This window comes from Microbispora hainanensis (assembly GCF_006874475.1).
In the GTDB taxonomy this organism is placed as follows: Bacteria; Actinomycetota; Actinomycetes; order Streptosporangiales; family Streptosporangiaceae; genus Microbispora; species Microbispora hainanensis.
Genome location: NZ_VIRM01000057.1, coordinates 25853 through 48737, shown reverse-complemented (window position 1 = coordinate 48737; position 22885 = coordinate 25853). Strand labels below are relative to the sequence as shown.

Annotated in this window: 17 protein-coding genes; 9 read left to right on the top strand and 8 right to left on the bottom strand. The window is 73.8% G+C overall.

Annotated features, from left to right (window positions below; translation table 11 throughout):
* Positions 1 to 5: 5 nt before the first annotated feature.
* On the bottom strand, positions 6 to 1526 hold the full coding sequence (locus FLX08_RS33275) for a glycerol-3-phosphate dehydrogenase/oxidase (protein ID WP_142624226.1): 1521 nt from the start codon (positions 1524 to 1526) through the stop codon (positions 6 to 8).
* Positions 1527 to 1583: 57 nt separating this feature from the next.
* Here FLX08_RS33275 and FLX08_RS33270 point away from each other — a divergent pair, with 57 nt between their 5' ends.
* The 3 genes from FLX08_RS33270 (at position 1584) to FLX08_RS33260 (ending at position 6433) form a co-directional block, all read left to right on the top strand.
* Positions 1584 to 3197, top strand: coding sequence for an FAD-binding oxidoreductase (locus FLX08_RS33270; RefSeq protein ID WP_425280659.1), 1614 nt, complete (start codon positions 1584 to 1586; stop codon positions 3195 to 3197).
* Between the two features lie 19 nt (positions 3198 to 3216).
* Positions 3217 to 4716 (top strand): metallophosphoesterase family protein, encoded by a 1500-nt coding sequence (locus FLX08_RS33265; protein ID WP_142624225.1) that lies wholly within the window; start codon positions 3217 to 3219, stop codon positions 4714 to 4716.
* Positions 4717 to 4807: 91 nt separating this feature from the next.
* Positions 4808 to 6433 carry a bifunctional 3'-5' exonuclease/DNA polymerase gene (locus FLX08_RS33260; RefSeq protein ID WP_142624224.1) on the top strand — a complete coding sequence of 542 codons (1626 nt, stop codon included), beginning with the start codon at positions 4808 to 4810 and terminating at the stop codon, positions 6431 to 6433.
* Between the two features lie 38 nt (positions 6434 to 6471).
* Here FLX08_RS33260 and FLX08_RS43110 read toward each other — a convergent pair whose 3' ends face one another.
* The 5 genes from FLX08_RS43110 to FLX08_RS33230 all read right to left on the bottom strand — a co-directional run bounded on the left by FLX08_RS43110 (position 6472) and on the right by FLX08_RS33230 (position 14794).
* Entirely contained in the window at positions 6472 to 8418 is a 1947-nt protein-coding gene (locus FLX08_RS43110) for a protein kinase domain-containing protein (RefSeq protein WP_208761810.1), read from the bottom strand.
* 452 nt (positions 8419 to 8870) lie between these two features.
* Positions 8871 to 11021 (bottom strand): serine/threonine-protein kinase, encoded by a 2151-nt coding sequence (locus FLX08_RS33245; RefSeq protein ID WP_142624222.1) that lies wholly within the window; start codon positions 11019 to 11021, stop codon positions 8871 to 8873.
* 152 nt (positions 11022 to 11173) lie between these two features.
* Positions 11174 to 12559: a YlbE family protein gene (locus tag FLX08_RS33240; RefSeq protein WP_142624221.1), complete on the bottom strand. Its 1386-nt coding sequence runs from the start codon at positions 12557 to 12559 to the stop codon at positions 11174 to 11176.
* Between the two features lie 34 nt (positions 12560 to 12593).
* On the bottom strand, positions 12594 to 13967 hold the full coding sequence (locus FLX08_RS33235; RefSeq protein ID WP_142624220.1) for an FdrA family protein: 1374 nt from the start codon (positions 13965 to 13967) through the stop codon (positions 12594 to 12596).
* Positions 13964 to 14794 carry an oxamate carbamoyltransferase subunit AllH family protein gene (locus FLX08_RS33230; RefSeq protein WP_142624219.1) on the bottom strand — a complete coding sequence of 277 codons (831 nt, stop codon included), beginning with the start codon at positions 14792 to 14794 and terminating at the stop codon, positions 13964 to 13966. The genes FLX08_RS33235 and FLX08_RS33230 overlap by 4 nt, the downstream gene beginning before the upstream one ends.
* Before the next feature lie 295 nt (positions 14795 to 15089).
* On the opposite strand from FLX08_RS33230, the gene FLX08_RS33225 reads away from it, so the two are divergent.
* The 6 genes from FLX08_RS33225 to cutA all read left to right on the top strand — a co-directional run bounded on the left by FLX08_RS33225 (position 15090) and on the right by cutA (position 22200).
* Positions 15090 to 16667 carry a PucR family transcriptional regulator gene (locus FLX08_RS33225; RefSeq protein ID WP_142624237.1) on the top strand — a complete coding sequence of 526 codons (1578 nt, stop codon included), beginning with the start codon at positions 15090 to 15092 and terminating at the stop codon, positions 16665 to 16667.
* Between the two features lie 9 nt (positions 16668 to 16676).
* A complete protein-coding gene (locus tag FLX08_RS33220) occupies positions 16677 to 16904 on the top strand; it encodes an RNA-binding S4 domain-containing protein (protein WP_231513690.1) in 228 nt (75 codons plus the stop codon).
* Between the two features lie 144 nt (positions 16905 to 17048).
* A complete protein-coding gene (locus FLX08_RS33215; protein WP_142624218.1) occupies positions 17049 to 18431 on the top strand; it encodes a uracil-xanthine permease family protein in 1383 nt (460 codons plus the stop codon).
* Between the two features lie 27 nt (positions 18432 to 18458).
* Entirely contained in the window at positions 18459 to 19334 is an 876-nt protein-coding gene (locus tag FLX08_RS33210) for an FAD binding domain-containing protein (protein WP_142624217.1), read from the top strand.
* Positions 19331 to 19819 (top strand): (2Fe-2S)-binding protein, encoded by a 489-nt coding sequence (locus FLX08_RS33205; protein WP_142624216.1) that lies wholly within the window; start codon positions 19331 to 19333, stop codon positions 19817 to 19819. Before FLX08_RS33210 ends, FLX08_RS33205 begins: the two co-directional genes overlap by 4 nt.
* On the top strand, positions 19816 to 22200 hold the full coding sequence (gene cutA, locus FLX08_RS33200; RefSeq protein WP_142624215.1) for an aerobic carbon-monoxide dehydrogenase large subunit: 2385 nt from the start codon (positions 19816 to 19818) through the stop codon (positions 22198 to 22200). Before FLX08_RS33205 ends, cutA begins: the two co-directional genes overlap by 4 nt.
* A 6-nt stretch (positions 22201 to 22206) precedes the next feature.
* On the opposite strand, the gene FLX08_RS33195 is transcribed toward cutA, so the two are convergent.
* The gene (locus tag FLX08_RS33195) at positions 22207 to 22599 is read right to left on the bottom strand and encodes a type II toxin-antitoxin system VapC family toxin (RefSeq protein ID WP_142624214.1); all 393 of its coding nucleotides are present in this window, start codon (positions 22597 to 22599) and stop codon (positions 22207 to 22209) included.
* Positions 22596 to 22856 carry a type II toxin-antitoxin system VapB family antitoxin gene (locus FLX08_RS33190; RefSeq protein ID WP_142624213.1) on the bottom strand — a complete coding sequence of 87 codons (261 nt, stop codon included), beginning with the start codon at positions 22854 to 22856 and terminating at the stop codon, positions 22596 to 22598. Before FLX08_RS33190 ends, FLX08_RS33195 begins: the two co-directional genes overlap by 4 nt.
* Positions 22857 to 22885 lie beyond the last annotated feature (29 nt).

The window sequence follows — 22885 nt, the reverse complement described above, 5'->3', positions numbered from 1 at the left end:
GGCGCTCAGGAGTAGGCCAGGGCGGCCTCGGCGGCGGGGAGGGCCGCCGCGCGGTCCTCGGCCACCAGGCCGATCCTGGTGCGCCGGTCGAGCAGGTCGGCGGCGTCGAGGGCACCCTCGTGGCGTACGGCCCAGACCAGCTCGGCCCGGGTGATCCCCAGCGCCACCGGCTCGGCCAGGTCCGGGTCCTCGCGCACGAGGTCGCGCACCGCCCACGCTTCGGAGCCGTACCTGCGGGCCAGCCGGCCGGGTGTGCCCGGCCGCACCGGTCCTGCGCCGACGAGGGGCAGCCGCGCCGTACGGCTCGCGCGGGCGTGGGGGCAGGCCGCGTCGACCGCGTCCTCGGCCATCCGCCGGTAGGTGGTGAGCTTCCCGCCCACGACCGTCACGACGCCGTCCGGCGATCGCAGCACGGTGTGGCGGCGGGACAGGTCGGCGGTGCGTCCCCCCGCCCGACCGGAGGCCGTGTCCGCCGTCTCCACCGTGTCGACCAGGGGCCGCAGCCCGGCGAAGGCGCCGGCGACGTCCGAGCGCCGCAGCGGCCGGTCCAGCGCCGTCCCGACGACGTCGAGCAGGAACGTGACGTCGCTCTCGGGCGCCTCGGGGACGTCCGGGATCGGTCCGTCGAGCGGCTCGTCGGTCAGTCCGGCGTAGATCCGCCCGTCGGCCTGGGGGAGCACCAGCGCGAAGCGGGCGCGCTTGCCGGGGATCGGCACGTGCAGCCCCGCGCGCAGCTCGCCGAGGGCCCCGGGCCGCAGCACGAGGTGCGTGCCCCGCGAGGGACGCAGCGTCACCGACGGCGTCAGCTCTCCGGCCCACACGCCGGTCGCGTTGATCACCGCACGGGCCCGGATGTCGAACTCCTCGCCGGTCAGCTCGTCGCGCACCCGCGCGCCGTCGCCGGAGAGCGCCAGCGCCCGGCACCGGGTGAGGATCCGCGCGCCGTGGGCGGCGGCCGTACGCGCCAGCGCGACGACCAGGCGGGCGTCGTCCACCACGCGTCCGTCCCACGACAGCAGCGCCCCGCGCAGGCCGTCCGTGCGCAGCGACGGGGCGAGCGCGAGCGCCCGGCCGGCCGCGAGCCGGGACGGGCCGGGCAGCAGCCGCCGCGGTGTCCCGGCGGCGGCCCGCAGCGCGTCGCCCATGCGATAGCCGGCCATCAGCGTCGCGGCCTGGGCCCGGGGGACATCCGGCGTGAGCGGCAGCAGGTAGGGGTGGGCGGTGACCAGATGGGGCGCGGTGAAGCGCAGCAGGGCGTCGCGCTCCACCGCGCTCTCCCACGCCACGCCGACCTGCCCGCTCGCCAGGTAGCGCAGCCCGCCGTGGATCAGCTTGGAGCTCCACCGGGACGTTCCGAACGCCAGGTCGTGGGCGTCCACGGCGGCCACCGACAGCCCGCGCGAGGCGGCGTCGAGCGCGGCTCCGGCCCCCGTGGCCCCCAGGCCGACCACGAGGACGTCGACGACGTCCGTCCGTGCCTCGTCGAGGTCCCACTCCCGCCTGGCCGCATTCAGTGAGGACTTCATGCCCACTCCACTACTCGCGCATTACTCTTTAGTAACCTACCTGGAGGCGCGACGGCTATGGAAACCCCTCTCATCGCGGCGGAACCCATGCTCTGGTCGGGCTGGGGTGATCCCGCCAAGGCCGCCGAGCTGCCCGCGCCGGTGCGCGACCTGCTCGCGGAGCTCCTCGGCGTCCGGCCGCCCGCCACGCCGCCGGCGACGTTCGGCGAGGTGCGGCTGCCGCCGGTCGTGCTGCCGCTGCCCGTCCTGGCCGCGCTGGCCGCGATCGTGGGGGACGAGCACGTGCGGGCCGACGACGACGCCCGCATCCGCCACACCCGCGGCAAGTCCACCCCCGACCTGCTGCTCATGCGCGCGGGGGACGCCTCGGACGCGCCCGACGCCGTCGTGCTCCCCGGCTCGCACGACGAGGTGGCCGCCGTGCTCCGCCTGTGCGCTGAGCATCGGGTGGCCGTGGTGCCGTTCGGCGGGGGCACCTCGGTGGTCGGCGGCCTCGTGGCGGCCCGGTGTGGCTCCGAGGGGGGCTTCGCGGGTGTGGTCGCGCTCGACCTCGCCCGGCTCAACAGGCTCGTCTCCGTCGACCCCGTGTCAATGATCGCCGAGCTGGAGCCGGGCCTGCGCGCGCCGCAGGCCGAGCAGCTCCTCGCCGCGCACGGGCTGACGCTCGGGCACTTCCCCCAGTCGTACGAGTACGCGACGCTGGGCGGCTTCGCGGCGGCCAGGTCCAGCGGGCAGGCCTCGGCCGGGTATGGCAGGTTCGACGACATGGTCGCCGGCATGACCGTGGCGACCCCACAGGGCACGCTGGAGATCGGCCGCGCGCCCCGGTCGGCCGCCGGGCCCGACCTGCGGCAGCTGTTCCTGGGCTCCGAGGGCGCCTTCGGGGTGATCACCTCGCTGCGGCTGCGCGTCCGCCGGGCCCCGGCCGTCAGGGCGTACGAGGGCTGGCGGTTCGCCGGCTTCGCCGAGGGCACGGCCGCGATGCGGCGGCTCGCGCAGCAGGAGGGCCCGCCGCCCACCGTGCTGAGGCTGTCGGACGAGACCGAGACCCTGGTCGGGCTGGCCAAACCCACCGATCTCGGTGCGGCCGGACGTGACTCCGGCTGCCTGCTGGTGGCGGGCTTCGAGGGCTCCCCGGGCGACGTGGCCCACCGGCGGGAGCGGGCCTCCGCCGTGCTGGTCGAGGCGGGCGGCGTGCACCTCGGCCCGGAACCGGGGGAGAAGTGGGCGCAGGGCCGGTTCTCCGCCCCCTACCTTCGCGACTCCCTGCTGGCCGCGGGGGCGACGGTGGAGACGCTGGAGACCGCCTGCTTCTGGTCGAACCTGCCGCGCCTGTACGACGCCGTACGGTTGGCCCTGCTCGGCGCGCTCGGGTCGCCGCTGGTGATGTGCCACATCTCCCACGTCTACGCCACGGGGGCCTCGCTGTACTTCACCGTGGTGACCGCGCAGACCGGCGACCCGCTCGGGCAGTGGGCGGCGGCCAAGCGGGCGGCGAACGAGGCGATCGTGCAGGCGGGCGGCACGATCTCGCACCACCACGGCGTCGGCCGCGACCACCGCGAGGCGTACGCCGCGGAGATCGGCGACCTGGGCGCCGAGATCCTGCGGGGCGTCAAGGAGCGGCTCGACCCCGCCGGGATCCTCAACCCGGGTGTGCTGATCCCATGAAATTGCCAAGATTGTTCCCATGGTCGATATGGGCGCGGCCGCCGCGCGGGGGAAGCAGGTCTCGTCACGGGTGTCGCAGGCCGGAGCGGGCTGGGACTGCGCGCAGATCGGCACGTTCGACGCGCTGCGGCCCACCCGGAACTCCTTCAGCTGGCTGAACCCCGCGACGCTGTGGCGCTCCCGCAACGAGGTCCTCGCCCAGCTGTTCGGCGACCCCTCGCCGCGGGTGCGCCGCCGCTGGGTGGCGGCCCAGCGCGACCGCGGCGTCGACGAGGACTTCCGCGTCAGGCTCGACATGGGGGAGGAGTTCTCGTTCCTGGTGCTCGGCGACACCGGCGAGGGCGACGCCTCGCAGTACGCGGTGGTGCCCGGGCTGCTCAAGCTCGGCGCGGACACCGCGTTCGCCGTCATCGCCAGCGACGTGATCTATCCGACCGGTTCGGGCGACGAGTATGGCGACAAGTTCTTCCGGCCCTACAAGGACTACCCGGCCCCGATCTTCGCCGTGCCCGGCAACCACGACTGGTATGACGGGCTCGGCGGCTTCATGCGGGTCTTCTGCGACGCCCATCCCCTGTCCGCCGAGAGCCGGGGATTCCGGTTGTCGCCCGGCGGCCTGCGCGGGCTCCTGTGGCGGAAGCCGGAGACGATCGACGAGGACGCCCTCGCCGAGGCCAGGAAGATGCGGCCCAACCCGGGCCCCGCGCTGCCGGGGCCCTACTGGGTGATCGACACCGGCCGCCTGCTGCTCGTCGGCATCGACACCGGCATCAAGGGCACGCTCGACCGCGAGCAGGGCGAGTGGCTGCGCCGGGTCTCCGCCGACCCCCGGCCCAAGATCCTGATCACCGGCAAGCCGATCTACGTCAACAACGCCTACCACCCATGCGAGATCGAGGGCGGCGGCACGGTGGACGACGTGGTCCGCGACCCGGCGCACAACTACGTGGCGGCCATCGGCGGCGACGTGCACAACTACCAGCGCTACCCGGTCCGCGTGGACGGGCGGCTCATCCAGTACGTGGTCTCCGGGGGCGGCGGGGCGTTCATGCACGCCACCCACACGATCCCCCGGGTGGACGCGGGCGGCGTGCACGAGGACGACTTCAAGTGCTATCCCCTGCGCGGCGACTCGCTGTCCTTCTACAGCCTGCTCTACAGCAGGCGGCTGCGCCTGCCCAGGCTGTACATCACGCCGGAGGAGGGCCTGGCCCTGATGTCCCGGCGGATCGGCAACACCCCGCCCAGGCCCACGCCGGGGGCGCCGATCGGCGCGCGGGTGAAGTGGGCGGCCCGGCTGCTCGGCGGCTGGCCGATGCCGTTCCGCCTGCCGGTGGGGCGGGTCTTCCATCGGTACATCTCCGAACTGTCCGACTGGGACACCCCGCCCTTTTTCAAGAGCTTCCTCCACCTGTCGGTCGTCGGGGACACGGTCCGGCTGCGCTGCTTCGCCGCGACCGGCTGCCTGCCGCAGGAGGAGGAGCCGCCACTGGAGGACGAGGTCGAGATCCCGCTCTGACCGGCCGGGCGTGGCGGGGCGACGCCGTCGGTGAACGGCCGGGGGAAACGTCGGCTGGGGAAATGTCGGCGGCGCCTGGCACGCTGGTGGGGTGCACGTTGTGGTGGCGGCCGACGCCGAGGGGGGCGGCACCGTGAAGCCCCTCGACGGGCCGGAGAGCCGGGTCTCCGATCTCGCGGCGGCCGTCCGCTCGCTGGAGGCCGCCGAGCGGCCCCGCTGGGTGTGGGCCGACGCGCGCCGCGTCTACCCGGCGCTCCTGGCCGCCGGGGTGCGGCTGTCGCGCTGCCACGACGTCGCGCTGACAGAAAACCTGCTGCTGGCGGCCGACGGGCGCTACGGGGAGCCCAGAGGGGTCCAGGCGGCCTACGCGCGCCTGCACGGCCTCCCGGTGCCCGACGACGCGCACGAGGCGTCTGACGCGCATCAGGGGGGCGGGACGCAGGCGAGCCTGTTCGACCCGGCGCCGCCGCGGCACGGCGTGCCCGAGGCCGACATGGTCGCGGACGTCTTCGAGGACCAGCGCCGCCGCGTCGCGCGTACCGCCGATCCCGGGCGGTTCCGCCTGCTCGTCGCCGCCGAGTCGGCCGGTGCGCTCATCGCCGCCGAGATGGGCCACGACGGCATGCCCTGGCGTGAGGACGTCCACGACACGCTGCTGACCGACCTGCTCGGGCCCCGCCCCGCCCACGGCATGCGGCCCGCGAAGCTCCAGGCCCTGGCCGACGAGGTGTCGGCCGTCTTCGGCCACGTGGTCAACCCCGACTCGCCGCAGCAGATCGTCAGGGCGTTCAAGAGCATGGGGATCGAGATCCCGTCCACCCGTTCCCACGTGCTGAAGACGGTCGACCATCCGGCCGTCGCGCCGCTGCTGGCGTACAAGGAACTGGCCCGTCTCTACAGCTCCCACGGCTGGACCTGGGCCGCGCAGTGGGTCAGCGGCGACCGCTTCCGGCCCGAATACGTCGTCGGCGGGGTGGTGAGCGGCCGGTGGGCCACCAGCGGCGGCGGCGCGCTGCAGATCCCCAAGGTCATGCGCAAGGTCGTGATGGCCGACGACGGCTGGACGCTCGTGGTCGCCGACGCCGCGCAACTCGAACCCCGGGTGCTGGCCGCGCTGTCCGGTGACCTCGGGCTCGCGCGGGCGGCCGGGGAGATCGACCTGTACGCCGCGCTGGCCCAGGCGTTCGGCGGGGTCCGCGAGTCGGCCAAGATCGCCATGCTGTCCGCGATGTACGGCGGGACCAGCGGCGACGCCTCCAAGCTGCTGGCCGTGATGCGGCAGCGGTTCCCGAAGGCGTACGCGTTCGTGGAGGACGCGGCCCGCGCGGGGGAGGAGGGGCGGCTGGTCCGGTCGTGGCTGGGCCGCACCTGCCCGCCCCCCTCGGAACGGTGGCGGCGGCTGGTGTCCGGTCCCGAGGGTGGGAGGGCGGCCAGGGACCGGGGGAGGTTCACCCGCAACTTCGTCGTGCAGGCGACGGCGGCCGAGTGGGCGCTGACGCTCCTCGCCGTGCTGCGCGGGCTGCTGCCGGACCCGGCGCGGCTGGTGTTCTTCCAGCACGACGAGGTGATGGTGCACTGCCCGCTCGACGTGGCGGGCGAGGTGCGGGAGGCCGTCGGCCGCGCGGCCGGCGAGGCGACCCGGCTGCTGTTCGGCGAGACCATGGTCCGCTTCCCGATGGAGGCGGTGGCCGTCACCTGCTACGCCGACGCCAAGTGACACGGGGGCGGGACGCCTCCGGCTCAGGAGACCGGGCGTCACTTCCTGGTGATGAAAGCGGCCACCAGCAGAGCCGGCGCTCCGAAGACGGCGAGGAGCACCAGGAGCGCCACGGCGGCGGTGACGACGTCCCGGGCGCCGGAGGAGGGCGCCGCTCCGACGCCGAACACGGTGTCGTCGCCGGAGCACGCCACCGTGTAGCTGCCCGTCTTCGGCGGGCGGATCTCGTAGACCAGCCGCCACTTGGTGTCGCCCGTGGCCAACGGTCGGTAGCTCGCCGCCGGCCGGGTGAGCCTGACGTTCCGGCCGCTGCCGTTCTCGACCCGGCAGCGCGGATCGGGTGACGCGTCGGAGACGTAGATCGCGGGCTTCAGCGTCGGATTCAGCGTGACCGTCAGCGCCGAACCGTCGGAGGAGATCCTCCTCGGCGTGGCGGAGATGGCCATGCCGACCTCCCACACCCCGGCGACCGCCACGAGGAGCCCGCAGAGGATCAGCCAGGCGCGCGTGGTGCGCCGCAACCAGGCGGGGTATCGCCTGGGTCGTCGTGCTCCCGGTGCTCCCGGTGCTCCCGGTGCTCCCGGTGCTCTCGGTGCGGCAGGCATTTGCGGCGCGTACGGTCTCGCAGGGCGGCGTGCCGCGTGGGGAGCGGGTCCCGCCGGGTGGGGAACGGGTCCCGCGGCGTAGGGGGCGGGATGCGAATACGGAGGGCCCGGCGCAGGAAAGGCCGGCCGCGGACCGGGTGTGAACGCCGGTGGAGCCGATCCGCCGCCCGCGCGGGGACCCCCGAACGGGCCGGCCATCTGCGGATGCGGCGTCCCCGGCATCCCCGGCGCCCCTGGCGTTCCCGGGCCCCTCGGCGTGCCCGGGCCGGGGGCGACGGTGCCGGGTCCGTCGGGTGTCCCTGGGCCGGGCACCGCCGCGCCGGGTGTCCCTGGGCCCGGGGCGACCGCGCCGTGCGCCGCCGCACGGGGTCCGTCGGGTGTCCCCGGGCCGGACACCGCCGCGCCGGGTGCCACCGCGCCGGGCTCGTCGAACAGCAACGAGCGCGGTGCCTCCGATGACGCGGTCAAGGTGCGGGTCGGGGCGACGGCCGGGGCGACGCGTGTGCGCACCGCCTGCGCCACTCTCGGGGGGAGCCACCGGCCCTGCTGAATGGGCGAGGCGAAGTCACGGCCGCTGCCGGCGAGTTCGTTCAGCACGGCCGACACGGTCGGCCGTCCTTCGGGTTCTTTGGCCAGGCATCGCGCGACCAGCGGCCGCACCGTGGGCGGCAGGCCGTCGAGGGACGGCTCCTCGTGCACGATCCGATACCACAGCCCCTGCCAGGACCCCTGTCCGAACGGCCCGCTGCCCGTCGCGGCGAACGCGAGCACCAGCCCGAGGCAGAACACGTCGCTCGCCGGTCCGACCCGGGTGCCCCTGAGCTGCTCCGGGGACATGAACCCGGGGGATCCCATGGTGATGCCGGTCTTCGTCAGCGAGCCGCCCTCGGCGGCCAGGGAGATGCCGAAGTCGATGACGCGGGGGCCGTCGTCGGCAAGCAGCACGTTCGACGGCTTGAGGTCGCGGTGGACGACCCCGGCCGCGTGGATCGACTCCAGGGCCTCGGCCAGCCCTGCGGCCAGGGCCAGGACGAACTCCTCCGGCCAGGGCCCGTGCTCCTCCACGGCGTCTTCCAACGACATTCCGGGCACGTACGCGGTGGCGAGCCACGGCGGCGACCCCTGCGGGTCGGCGTCGACCACTCCGGCCGTGAAGAAGCCGTTGACCTTGCGGGCCGTGGCGACCTCGCGGTCGAACCTGCGGCGGAAGTCCGCGTCGTCGGCCAGCTCGGGCCGCACGACCTTCACCGCGACGGCCCGCCCGCTCCGCGAGCGCCCGAGATACACGCGGCCCATCCCGCCCTCACCCAGGCGTGCCTCGATGCGGAAGGGCCCTACCTGCTGCGGATCGTCCTCCCGCAGCGTTTCGAAGGTCCGCACCGGCACTCCTTCGGATCCGGGATAACGCGTGATCGATCAGGCCATTCTCGCCAAAAGCGCGGGAACGTGTGGCCGGGCGACCGTGCACCCTGCCTGCTCGACGTGGTGGGCGAGGTGCGGGAGGCCGTCCGGCCGCGCGGCCGGCGACGCGGCCGGTGCCCCCAAGGCGGCGAGGAGGGCGGTCGGCGGCGCGGCGGGGGCCTCGAAGCGGTGGGAGGGTGGCCGGTGCCCCTCAAGTCGGCGAGGAGCACCAGGAGTGCCATGGCGGCGCGTCGCCCGCGCCGCCGTCCCCGCGCCGCCGTCCCCGCATCACGTCCCGGCAGCGGAGCCCGGCACCGGAGCCCGGCGTCAAGTTTCGACGCCAGGTCACGGCACCAGGTCACGGCACCAGGTCCCGGCACCAGGTCCCGGCGTCAGGCCCTGGCACCAGCCCCCGGTCTCGAGTCCAGGCGTCAGGCGGGGCGGAAGGTGCTCCAGAGGGCCTGCCGTACGGGTGCGGCCGACTCGTTCCAGTCGAAGTCGGGAGAGGCGAACATGATCGCGTAGGCGCGGTCGCCCGCCTCCAGATAGCGGATGACCGCGTGGACCGTGACCTCGCTGGCGTTGGTGTAGGTGTACTCCCAGTCGGCCGCGGGGTAGCGGTAGTCCCCCACCTTGCGCAGCTGGACCTGCGTGTAGTCGGTGAAGCCCTTGATGTCCAGGTTCTGCTCGGCGGACTGAAGCGCCGACAGGCTGCCGTCGGGGATCCTCTTGATCGTGATGCTCTGCCCGCTGTCCTTCGGGCCGGTGAGCCTGACGACGCCGTCGTCGACCGCGGTGCTCCACTCCTTCGGCACCGCGAGCGACACCCCGCCCTCGGTCACCAGGTGGTAGCCCTGGGGCACGCGTACGGCCGACAGGGGGCGCGCGGTCGGCGTGGTGGCGTCGGGCGGCGCGAGGGTGTGGCCCGACCTGCCGTCCTGCTGCGAGACCACGGCCTCGTCCGGGCCGCTCGGCAGCAGCACGAAGACGATCCCGACGATCACCGCGACCACGGCCGCGGCGGCGACGGCGAGCAGCAGCTTCGACCGGCCCTCGCTCTCGGCGAGCTCGTCGGCCTGCTCCTTGCGCCTGCGTCCCGCCCGGGGGCTGTGCGGACCCGTGGCGTCCCCGATCGCCCCGAAGTCGTCCTGGGACGAGACGACCTGCGGTCCGGTGCCCTGTGCGGCGGCCTGCTGCGGCACCGCGTGCGGTCCCGTCTGCTGGGGCGCCGCGTGCGGCCCGGTGCGGTGCTGCGGCCATGCTGCGCCGCCCAGATCGCCGGGCATGTCGCCCGGCGCGGGCGTCGGCCACATGGCCTCCTTCGGCCGCTCAGGCGCGTGCGTCGAGCCCGAGGGGGACGACAGCGGGTCGAAGCCCGTGTCGAAGGCGGCATCGAAGGCAGGGTCGAAAGCTGGGGGCTGCCCGAAGGGGTTCACGGGCCCGAACGCGCCCGGAGGCTCGTACGCGGGGTCGGCGGGCCGGGGCTCCCCGGCGTGAGGCTCGGCCGGACGGGGCGCGGCGCCGGGCGGGACGGCCGCGCCTCCGGGCAGGCTCTCCGCCGTGAGCGGCACGCGGACCGGGCCCGACGGCGTCTCGATGATGCGCGAGGGCAGCGGCCCCGAGGGGATGTCGAGCGGCGGCAGCAACCCGGCGGGCGTGGAGTCCTGCGGGGTCGGCACCGACGTCGGCGTGCCCGCGCGGCCCGGCAGCCCGGCGCCGTGGCTGTGCAGCACCCGCTCCAGCATCTCCGCGACCTGCGCGGCCGGAAGGCGGTCGGCCGGGTTCTTGCGGAGCAGGCCCTCGATGACCGGCAGCAGCGCGCCCGCCCGGCGCGGCCGGTTGGGCTCCTGCGTCAGCACCGCGCCGAGCACGGCGACCGCGTCCGGCCCCTCGTACGGCGGGCGGCCCTCCACGGCGGCGTACAGCGTCGCGCCGAAGGACCACAGGTCGGCGGCGTGGGTGATCGGGCGGCCCTGCAGGCGCTCCGGCGGGATGTAGGCGGGCGAGCCCATGAGCAGCCCGGTCTGGGTGATCGTGACGTCGCCCTCGATGGCGGCGATGCCGAAGTCGGTGAGCACCACGCGGTCGGCGGTGAGCAGCACGTTGCCGGGCTTCACGTCGCGGTGGAGGATGCCGGCGGCGTGGGCGTGCCGCAGCGCGTCGAGAACCCGGATGCCGATCTCGGCGGCCTGCACGACCGGCAGCGGCCCGCTCTGCCGTACGGCCTGCTCCAGGGACCACGCGCGGACGAGCTCCATCACGATCCAGGGGCGCCCGTCCTCCTCGACGACGTCGTGGACGGTGACGATGCCGGGATGGCTGAGCCGGGCTGCCGAGCGCGCCTCGCGCAGCATGCGCCGATGGGCGGCCTGCGCGCCTGCGTTGTCGAGCCCGAACGGCAGGAGCAGCTCCTTGACCGCGACGTCCCGGTCGAGCAGCACGTCGTGGGCGTGCCACACCATCCCCATGCCGCCGCGGCCCACCGGGGACAGCAGCCGGTAGCGCCGGCCGACGAGACGTCCCTGCCCTTCGGGGGCGCCTCCCGCGGGGACGCGACCCACAGGTCCCTGACCCTCTGGCATAGGGGGGACCATACCGAGCAGGCGATCTGTCGTCATAGATTAGGTCCCCAATTCACGCTCGTTCCGCAAGATCTTCCGAACGGACCGTGCGAATTGCATCGGATATCTGAGGTTGACGACGATATTACGGTCTGATGACGGTCGATGGGAATTCACACATCGCACAGCGCGTCGAGCGCGGCGGTGAAGGCCTCGGCCGGCGGGCTCACCAGACCCGCTCCCACCTGCCCGGTTCCGGCGACCCTGCCCGCGATGCCGGTGTTCACAACGGGCAGCAGACCGGTCCTGGCCACGAGCGCGACATCGATGCCGACGGGCGTGCCACGGAAGCCGAGCCCCGGGATCTGGTACGCCGGGTGCTCGGCCAGGGTGATCTCGTACATCGACGTCGTGGCCGCCACGGCGTCGGACACCTCGCCGCCGACGAACCGGACGATCGCGGGGGCCGCCGCCATCGCGAAGCCGCCCAGGCCGGTCGTCTCGGTGATGGTGGAGTCGCCGATGTCGGGGTTGGCGTCGTCCGGGCCGTACCCGCCGAGGTAGAGGCCGTCGGGCACGCCGGCGGGGCCGGTGAACCACCGGTCGCCCAGGCCCGACACCTGTATTCCGAAATCGGTCCCATTGCGGGCCATCGCCACGACCAGGCTCGATCCGGGCACGCCGCGCGCCGCGTCGGCGCTGACTTTCGCCGCCGCCATTCCCGCGTTCAGGAAGAAATGATCATTGCCATTGATGAATCGCAGCACTTCGGCCGCGTGGTCCGGGGCCGCCTCCACGATCGCGGGCGCGATCTCGCGCACCAGCAGGGACGTCGCGGCGCGGTTGCGGTTGTGCAGCTCGTCGCCCATCTGCAGGGCCTGCGCGATGAGCGTGCGCAGGTCGAGCGGGCCGCACCGCTCCACCGCCGCCGCGAGCACCGGCCCGAGCACCTCGCCCATCCAGCGCAGCCGCTCGATCACCTCGGGGCCGTACGCCCCGTAGCGCAGGACCTTGCCCAGCCCCTCGTTGAGCGAGCAGTAGGCCGTGCCGCCGTGCTCGGCGTCGGTGACCTCCAGCATCCACATGGACGGGCTGACCAGCCCCGCCATCGGGCCGACCGTGCGGTGGTGGTGGCAGGAGTCGAGGGTGATCCCCGCGCCCGAGGCCAGGCGGTCCTCCGCCTCCTCGGGTGTGGCCGCCAGGCCCTCGAACAGCATCGCCCCGACGAGCGCCCCCCGCATCGGCCCGGAGGCGCGCTCCCAGCTGATCGGCGGACCGGCGTGGAAGAACTCCCCGGCTGCCAGGCCGAGGGCCTCGCGCGCCGGGCGTACGCCGGTCAGCATGGGCCGGGCCGCCAGCATCCTCCCCACGGCGGTCGCGTTGGCGCTCTCGCGCCGGGGGTCGGCCAGCACCCGTGCGAGGGCCGGGGCGGTGCCCGGCAGTGGAGGCCGCCAGCCGACCTCCCGGCGCGGCACGGCCTGCCGGTCCAGCGCCTCGCCCAGCACCTGCGCGCCGACGGTGATGACGCGCGGCTCGCCGTACAGCATGGAGAGGGTCATCGGGCTCCGATCCGGGTCGGCGCGGCCACGCCCGTCACCCGCCCGCGAGGAGACGGGCATGCCGGGCGGCCGCGGCGTTGGAGGTGAAGACCGCCGCCCCGGCCGCGTTCAGCCGGGCGGCCTGGGCCCGCAGCCCCTGCGGGTCGCCGTCGGTGCCGACGACGGCCACGACCACGTCCACGCCCCTGTCGACGGCGTCGCGGACCGCGGGCGCGAGCCAGGTGGACGGGTCGGGGTCGGCGCCGTGCCCGAGCACGACGTCCATCAGCACGACGCCGGAGGCGACGCCGCGCAGGGCCTCCAGGCGCAGCGCCGGGTCGATCATGGGATGGGCGCGGCCCCGGGTGTAGGCGTCGTCGCCGAAGTCGGTGAACTCGCCGGTGCCCGCCACGAGGGCCGCCTCCGTGCACAGCGTGCCGCCGGCGTAGAGCCCCCGCAGGGCCCGGCGGGGGCCCGACGCCTCCGTACGGTGGGTGGGAGCGGGCCAGGAGGGCCACTCGGGCACGTCGCGGCCGAGCGCCCGCAGCACCTTCTCCGCGGCGGTGGTCAGGTCGTCCTGCCCCGGCCCGAGCAGCGCGCCGACGACCGGCGTCGCCAGGTCGAGGTCCCGTACGGCACGGGCCACCTCGGGGGCGGGGGGCTTGGAGACCAGCACGATCAGCTCGGTCGCCGGGTCGTCGTCGAGGGCGCGCAGCGCCTGTACGGCCGAGCGCCCGCCCACCTCGGCGGACAGGTCTCTGCCGCCCACGCCGAGCACGTGGGAGACGCCGACGCCGGCGAGGTCGAGCAGGCTCGTCACCTGCTGGGCGCCGGTGCCCGAGGCGGCCACGACGCCGACGTGTCCGGGGCGCAGGACGTTGGCGAAGCCGAGGCCGGCTCCGCTCACGACCGCGGTGCCGCAGTCGGGGCCCATCACGAGCACGCCCCTGGCCCGTGCCCGGTCCTTGAGCAGGATCTCCTGCTCCACGGGCATATTGTCACTGAAGATCATCACCGAGAGTCCGGCCTCCACGGCGTCGAGCGCCTCGGCGAAGGCGTGCTCGCCCGGCACGCTCACCAGCGCCAGGCTCGCCTCGAAGGCCCGCGCCGCCGACCGGGTGGTGCGCGGCGGCGCCTCGCCCCCCGGTGCGCCGCCCGTCTGCTCCCGCGCGGCGAGCTGCCGCTCCAGCTCGGCGGCGGCGTCCTCCAGCTCCGCCGGCGAACCGGCCCTGACCGCCACCAGCAGGTCGCCGGGCGTCGCGGGCGGCACCGCGAAACCGAGATCGCGGGCGAGGCCAAGGTTGAGCTCGGTCGCCATCGCGACGACGGCGACCGACACTCCGGGCCGTTCGGTGAGCGTCCGGCTCACCCGCATCAGCGTCACGGAGTCGCGGTAGACCCCGGGGCGCACCTCGACCAGGTCGTTCAACGGCCCTCCCGATGGGCGAGGACGGCGGACAGGCCGATCTGCACTCCCCACGCCAGGTCGGCTCCCGAGGTGTGGCCGAGGCGGAGCAGGCGGTGCACGGCGGGCTCGAGCGGCTGGTGCCCGGCCACGGCACGCAGCACCCCGGTGACCTCCGGGCTCGCCTCGCCCCTCGCGGCGCAGTGCAGCAGGGTGGCCGAGATGGGCGTGGTTCTGGTGCGCGCGTCGTAGGTGACCGCCGCGGCGAGCCAGTCGGCCAGCCATACTGCGCGCGGCACGCCCGCCGCCACGCCGAGGTGCCGCAGCGCGACCAGCAGCCCGGCGAGCATGTCGTCGCCGCTCGGCGTCAGCCCCGGGCCGAGGCCGATCAGCCGCTCGGCCGCGGTGATGCTCTCCACCAGCGAACCGGCCCGGCACCCGTGTTCGAGCAGCGCCGGGGCGCCGTCCGGGTCCAGCCCCGGCCGACGGGGCGAGGCGGCGCGGGTGCGGGCGAGCAGGCCGAGGGCGGGCGCGAGCCGTACGGGATCGGCGGGGCCGGGCGGGGGAGCGGGGTCCCACCAGCGGCGCACGCAGATCGACACGCCGCCGACCTCGACGGAGCCCTCGCCGACCCAGGCGTCGTCGCCCGCCGACACCCCGTCGAGGCGTTCGGGGAGCAGCACGGCGTTGGGCAGCCGGGTGGCCTCGCCCGTCACGACGGCGAGCACGTGCGGCTCGGACTCGCTCCTGATCTCCAGGTAGAGCGCGAGGGGGAAGACCGCGAGCACTCTGGCCGGGCGGCGGGGCGCCTCAAGGGCGGGCCGCACGGCGACGCTCGCGGCGCCGCTCATGAAAGCGGGGGCCGCCGGGGGGCGGGTTGCGGGCGTCGTCGCCCGCCGCCCTCTCGGGCGCGTGCCAACACTCACCGGACCTCCCGAAGCAGTCGCTGCCGACGCTAAGCCCCGCCTTCCCCCCTCCGTACGGAGAAAGATGCCAACAGTCGGCCGAATGCTTGGCTCTTCCTGCCAGGACCGCCGTCGTGCACAATCGCCCTGAGAGGTCCGCGACCCCATGGTCACAGAACGCGCGACCCCGTTGACGGCAGTTGCGGAGACGGCATTGCAGAACGACCCGGCCCCGCCCGCCATGCGCCTGGCGAGCACGGGGACGATCCTTCACGGCGTGTCGGTGGGCGAGGTGCTCGGGGTCTCGACGCTGGCGGACGCCCGCCTGATCGCCGGGCGGGGCGGCCTCGACCGCATCGTGCAGCGCCTCAACGTGATGGAGGTGCCCGACATCCTCGCCTGGGTGAAGCCGCACGAGCTGCTGCTCACCACGGGTTATCCGCTGCGCAACACGCCGCAGTCGCTCGACCGGCTCGTGGCCGACCTGGACGAGCGCGGCCTGGCCGCGCTGGCGATCAAGCTGGGCCGCTACCTGGACGAGCTGCCGGGGGAGATGGTCGAGCAGGCCGACCGGCTGGGCTTCCCGCTGATCCTGCTGCCCAACGACGTGGGCTTCGACGACATCCTCAACCAGGTGCTCACCGACATCCTCAACCGCCAGGCGGCGATCCTCGCCCGTACGGAGGAGGCGCACCGGGCGCTCGTGCAGATCGTGCTGGCCGGGGGCGGAATGCGGGAGGTCACGGCGGAGGTCGCCGGGCTGCTGCAGGTGGCGGTGGGGGCGACCGACGCCGCGGGTCATCTCCTCGCGGCCGCCGGGGAGTCGGCGCAGGTGGCGCGGCTGCGGGAGATCAACGCGGCCCTCGCGCGGACGCCGGCGGCCACGCCCCCGGGCGGCGACGGTCACTACGCGGCGGTGCCCGTCGTCGCGGGCGGGCACCACCACGGGAGGATCGCGGCCTACAGCGCCCGCGGCACCTTGACCCCCAGCGACATCAATATCCTGGAACGCGCCGCGACCGTCGCCGCGCTGGTGATCACCAAGCAGGAGGCGGTCACCGCCGTCGAGAGCAAATATCGCGCCGACTTCCTGCGCGACGTGCTCACCGGTAGGGGCGGGCTGCGGGTGGCCGAGCGCGCCCAGGCGTTCGGCTGGGACCTGGAGCGCCCGGTCAGCGTGCTGGTCGCGGAGATCGATCCGGACACCGAGGAACGCCCGGTGCAGGACCGCATGCTGGCGGCGTGGCAGGCGTCGGTGCGCAAGCACGACCCGCGCGGCGCGGTCGCCGGTTTCTCCCACGAGGTCGTGGCGATCGTCGGGGCGGCGGCCGACCCGGCCAAGGTGGCCAGGGACGCGCTCGCCGCCGTCTCGGAGGGCACCTTCTCCACCGGCCTCAGCCGGGTCGCCTCCGGGGTGGACGCCCTGCCCGGCGCGTACGGCCAGGCGCTGAAGGCCGCCCGGGTGGGCCGGCAGCTCCACGGGGCCGGCGCGGTCGCCCACTTCGACGAGCTGGGGGTCTACCGGCTGCTGTCGCTGGTGAACGACACCGACGAGCTGCATGCCTTCGTCCGCGAGACCCTCGGCCCGCTGGCCGGGGACGACGACGCGGAGAACGCCGACCTGCGGCGCACCCTGCAGGCGCTGCTGGAGACGAACCTCAACGTCGCGGAGACCGCGCGCCGCCTCCACTTCCACTACAACACCCTGCGCTACCGCATCGGGAAGCTGGAGCGGATGCTGGGCAACTTCACCGAGGACGCCCATCTGCGGCTCAACCTCACCCTGGCCCTGCACGTCCTGCGCATGAGGGGCATCTAGGCTGGCGGCGTGAACGACGCGAAGGCCCCAGCGATCACCTTCGAGCTGGACGGCGACTACATCCCGCTCTGCGATCTCCTCAAGTTCTGCCAGATCACCGACAGCGGCGGCGCGGCCAAGCACCTCGTCGCGGAGGGCCGGGTGCGCGTCGACGGGCGCGTGGAGCTGCGCAAGGCCTGCAAAATCCGGGCGGGCCAGGTCGTCACCGGCGACGGGTACACGATCCGCGTGGTATGACGCCCCGGAGCTCACCGGTTTGGCAGATCATGCCCATGTCTGTCGCGCACGCCAGTCCTACAGTGCCCCAAACGGTGAACGCCGCGGAGGGACGCCTGCGGGGTGGCCGACCGGCCCACGGCCCGGTGAGCAAGAGGGGCGTATATGGCTTTCAGATGGACGGTGCACGGCAACGGGAAAGGGCTGGCTCCCGGGGAGGTCGTCAAGCCCGATGAGAGGCTGAGCTGGCCGCGCATGGTCGGCATCGGCGCCCAGCACGTGATCGCGATGTTCGGCGCGACCTTCGTCTTCCCCCTCGTGATGGGGCTGGACCCGAACACGGCCGTGATGATGTCGGGTGTCGCGACGATCCTGTTCCTGCTCTTCACCCAGGGGCGGATCCCGAGCTACCTGGGCACGTCGGCGTCGTTCGTCGGCGGCGTGGTGGCGGTGCGGGCGGCGTTCGGCGGCGACACCCCGGCCGCCGACCAGGTGGTGACCGGCGCGATCCTCGTCGCCGGCCTGGTGCTCGCCCTGTGCGGCGTGGCGATCCACGTGCTCGGCGTGCAGATCATCCACCGCGTCTTCCCGCCGGTCGTGACCGGCGCGGTGGTCATGCTGATCGGTTTCGGCCTCGCGTACGTCGTGGCCGACGTCTACTGGCCGCAGGACCCGTGGATCGCGCTGATCACGATGGTCGCGACGTTCGTGTTCATCGTGCTGTTCCGCGGCTTCCTCGGCCGGATCGGCGTGCTGCTCGGGCTGGTCTTCGGGTTCGTCGTGTCCTGGCTCGCCGACAAGGTCTTCGGGAACATCACCGCCTACAACGCGGGCACCGGGAAGATCGACACCCACCCCCGGGTGAGCTTCCAGGCCGTCGCCGACGCCGACTGGATCGGGCTGCCGCACTTCCACGCCCCGTCGTTCCAGGCGTCGGCCGTGCTGGTCGTGCTGCCCGCCGTGATCGCCCTGATCGCGGAGAACGTCGGCCACGTCAAGGCCGTGGGCCAGATGACCGGCGCGGACGTCGACCCCCAGATGGGCAGGGCGATCGTCGCCGACGGCGTCGGCACCGCGGTCGCGACCGCCGTCGGCGGCTCGCCCACCACGACGTACGCCGAGAACATCGGCGTCATGGCGGCCACCCGGGTCTACTCGACCGCCGCCTACTACATCGCCGCGATCATCGCGATCCTGTTCGGCCTGTGCCCCAAGTTCGGCGCGCTGGTCGCCGCCACGCCCGGCGGCGTGCTCGGCGGCGTCACGGTCATCCTGTACGGCATGATCGGGTTGCTCGGCGCGAAGATCTGGGTGGAGAACCGGGTGGACTTCGCCGATCCGGTCAACATGGTGCCGATCGGCGCGGGCATCATCCTCGCGATCGGGCCGGTCACCCACCAGATCACCGGCGACTTCTCGCTCGCCGGGATCGCGCTCGGCACGATCGTGGTGCTCGCCGGCTATCACCTGCTCCGCGCCATCGCGAGCAGTCGAGCGAAGGAGGTCACGGGTGGGGAGATCGGGCTCGAACGCGACCCGGCGGTCTGAGCGGCCCGCACCGCGGGTGCGATCGCGGTGAAACCGCCTCCGTTCGACTACCACGGCCCGGTCACCCTCGGCGAGGCGCTCGACGTCCTCGCCGAGGCCGGGCCCGGCGGGAAGGTGCTGGCGGGCGGCCAGAGCCTGATCCCGCTGCTCAACATGCGGCTGGCCGCGCCCGCACACATCGTCGACGTCAACCGAGTGCCCGGCCTGGACGGGATCGAGGCCGGGCCGGAGGGCGTACGCGTCGGGGCCCTGGCACGGCACGCCGCCGTGGAGCGCTCGCCCGGGGCCGCCGCCGCGCTGCCGCTGCTGCGGCAGGCGCTGCGGCTGGTCGCCCATCCCGTGATCCGCAACCGCGGGACCGTGGTGGGCAGCCTCGTGCACGCCGACCCCGCCGCCGAGATGCCCGCCGTGCTCGCCCTGCTCGGCGGGTCCGTACGGCTGGCGAGCCGGGACGGGGAGCGGGAGGTGCCGGCCGCGGAGTTCTTCACCGGCCCCATGGAGTCGGCGCTGCGGCCCGGCGAACTGGCCCTGTCGGCGTTCTTCCCGGCGCTGCCCCCACGGTCGGGCACGGCCTTTTACGAGGTGGCCCGGCGGCACGGCGACTACGCGGTGGCCGGGGTCGCCGCCGCCGTCACGCTCGACGAGGACCTGCGCGTCGCCGCCGCCCGCGTCGCCTGCGTGAGCGTGGGACCGGTCCCCGTCGTGGTGGACGTCACCTCCGCGTGCGGCCCGGGCCCGGCCGCCGCGGCCGGCTGGGAGGCCGTGGCGGGAGCCGTACAGGATCGGGTCGATCCGGAGGGCGACATCCACGCGACGGCGGAATATCGGCGGCACCTCACCGGCGTGCTCGCCGCACGGGCGCTGCGGGACGCGGCCCTCGCGGCCCGCGGGGAGGAATCGTGAACGAGACACGCCATCACGTGACGCTGACGGTCAACGGCGTCGTACGGGAGGCGACGGTGCCGGGGCGGCGGTTGCTGTCCGACTGCCTGCGCCACGACCTCGGCCTCACCGGCACCCACGTGGGCTGCGAGCACGGCGTCTGCGGCGCCTGCACGGTGCTGCTCGACGGCGAGCCGGTGCGGTCGTGCCTGACGTTCGCCGTCACGGCGGACGGCCACGAGATCACGACGGTGGAGGGGCTGGCGCGCGACGGCGGACTGTCGCCGGTGCAGCGGGCGTTCACCGAGCGTCACGCCCTGCAGTGCGGGTTCTGCACCCCGGGGTTCCTGTGCACGGTCACCGCGTTCCTGCGGGACAACCCCGTGCCGACGGAGGAGGAGGCGCTGGAGGCCGTGGCGGGCAACCTGTGCCGGTGCACCGGCTACCAGAACATCCTCAAGGCGGTCCACCGCGCCGCCGAGTTGCAGGCGGAGGAGGGCCGGTGACGACGAAGCTGTTCGGTGAGCCGGTCCGGCGGCGCGAGGACGACCGGCTGATCACCGGGCGGGGGCGCTACCTCGACGACCTGGGCGAGGGCGCGCTGGCCGCCGCCTTCGTCCGGTCGCCGCACGCCCACGCGCGGATCCTCGACATCGACGTGTCGGACGCCATCGACGTCGAGGGCCTGGTCGCGATCTACACGTGGGAGGACCTGCCGGGCGCGCTGGCCGAGCCGCTGCCGCTGCTGATCCCGCATCCCGCGCTCACCCACGGCCGTACGGCCTACCCGCTGGCCCGGGAGATCGTGCGGCACGTCGGCGAGCCGGTCGTGATGGTCGTCGCCCGCGACCGCTACCTCGCCGAGGACGCCTGCGCCCTGATCCGGGTCGACTACGAGATCCTCAAGCCGGTCGTCGGCATCGAGGAGGCCGTGCGCGGGGTCCATCTCGTGCACGAGGACGTGCCGGGCAACGTCGGCGCGCACCTCGTGCAGGAGGTGGCGGGGCCGGGCGGCGTGACCGCGCGGGAGGCGATCGACGCCGCCCCGCACACGCTGGAGTTCCGCCTCGACATCGAGCGCAGCGCGTGCACGCCCCTGGAGGGGAAGGGCGTGTACGCCCGCTGGGACGCCGACGACGAGTCGCTGCGCGTCTACTCCTCCACCCAGACGTCCACGAGCGTGCGGATGGCGATCGCGGCCAAGCTCGGGCTGCCGCTGCCCAAGGTGGAGGTGATCGCGCCCGATGTCGGCGGCGGCTTCGGCGTCAAGATCGTCCATCCGTGGCCGGAGGAGGTCCTCGTGCCGTGGGCGGCCCGGCTGCTCGGCCGCGAGGTGAAGTGGACCGAGGACCGGCGCGAGCACTTCGTCTCCTCCTCCCACGAGCGCGGCCAGGTCCAGCACGTGCGGGCCGGGTTCGACGACGAGGGGCGCGTCCTCGGCCTCGACGTCGAGATCCTGCACGACCACGGCGCGTACACGCCGTACGGGATCATCGTGCCGATCATCACCTCGACGCAGCTGCTCGGGCCGTACAAGGTGGGGGCCTACCGGGTCGAGTTCTCCTCGATCTACACCAACACGGTCCAGGTCACGCCCTATCGGGGCGCGGGCCGCCCGCAGGGCGTGTACTGCATGGAGCGGACGATGGACCGCATCGCCGCCCATCTCGGCAGGGACCGCACCGAGGTCCGCGCGGCCAACTTCATCCAGCCGGACGAGTTCCCGTACGACCAGGGCCTGACGTTCCAGGACGGGCGGCCGCTGATCTACGACAGCGGCGACTACCCCGAGGCGCTGCGCCTGCTCAAGGAGCTGATCGGCTGGGACTCCTTCCCCGAGGAGAGGGCTCGTGCGGCGGCCGAGGGCCGCAGGATCGGCATCGGCGTCGGCTGCTACGTCGAGGGCACGGGCGTCGGGCCCTACGAGGGCGGGCACGTGCAGGTCACCTCCGACGGCCGGGTGCACGTCTCGACCGGGCTGACCTCGCAGGGGCAGGGCCACGAGACCGTGTTCGCGCAGATCGCGGCCACCGAGCTCGGCGTGCCCATCGAGAAGGTGTCGGTCGTCACCGGCGACACCCGGCGCTTCGGGTACGCCGTGGGCACCTTCGCCTCGCGTGCGGCCGTGATGAGCGGCAACGCGATCGCGCTCGCCTGCCGCAAGGTCAGGGAGAAGGCGCTGCGCATCGCGGCCGAGGCGCTGGAGGCCGACCCGCGTGACCTGGAGATCACCGACGGGATGGTCCACGTCGCCGGCGTGCCGTCGGCGTCGATCCCGCTGGCGACCGTCGCCGTGCTGTCCAACCCGCTGCGCTACGCCTTCGACGAGGAGGCCAGACGGGCCACGCAGTTCGCCGCGTCCGGCTCCGACGACCGGCCCCCGGTGGCCGAGGGCGAGGAGCCGGGGCTGGAGGGCCGGGACTACTACTCGCCGATCAGGTCCACCTTCGCGGCCGGCATGCACGCGGCGATCGTCGAGACCGACCCCGACACCGCCGAGATCAGGATCCTGCGGTACGCCGTCGTCCACGACTGCGGCAGGCTGATCAACCCGATGATCGTCGAGGGCCAGATCCACGGCGGGGTCGCCCAGGGCGTCGGCGGAGCGCTGTACGAGAAGATGGCCTACGACGAGCACGGCCAGCTGCTGAACGCCTCGTTCATGGACTTCCTGATGCCGTACGCCACGGAGGTGCCGCACATCGAGACCGCCCACCTGGAGACGCCCTCACCGCTGAACCCGCTCGGCATCAAGGGCGCGGGGGAGGCCGGAGTCATCCCTGTCTCGGCCGTCATCGCCTCCGCGGTCGAGGACGCCGAGGGCATCACGATCACCCGGATGCCCATCTCCCCCTCCGACCTGTACGCCCTCCGCCAGGACCGGTGACCACCGTCAGAGCGCCGGGGTCACGTCCGTATGAACGAAGTCGTCACCCTTGAACAAGAGTGGTTCCCCGCACTCTCTCGCGACGGCGTAGGAGAAGCAGTCGCCGAAGTTCAGTCCTGCTTTGTGACCGCTCCCCCTGCCGTAGTCCCAATAAGCCCGGCGGGCGGTCCGTGCCTGCTCAGGCGTGACCGGCATGATCTGCACCCTCATCCGGGCGAGAAGGTCGTCCAGGAGCCGTGACGCGGCGGGGTCACGGGCGCGCTCGACCACCGCGGCCAACTCGACGTAGGTCCCCGCCGAGATCCGTCGCGTCGGCGCGTCCCTGATGGCTCTGGCCAGGTCGATGGCGTCCGGCTCTCCGTTGATGATCGCGATGATCGCGCTGGTGTCAATGATCACGACGGAAGCCCGGTCTCAGGGTCGTAGAGGAAGTCGCTGGACAGCTCGATTCCACCTACTCGCGAGCGGATCCTCTCGGCAAGGGCGAGGATGTCGTCTGCCATCGCGGCGTCCTCGGTCTGCCGGAGCTTCGCGAGAAGCCGCTCGTGCCGCTCCCGCAGGGCGGAGATGACGGCTGCGGTCTTGCTCTCACCGGTCAGCGCGCCGATCTCCGCCGCCAGTCGCTCGGCCTCGGGATTCTTGATGTTCAAGCTCACGGCCGCTCCTTTCTACCCCCTCTACCTTT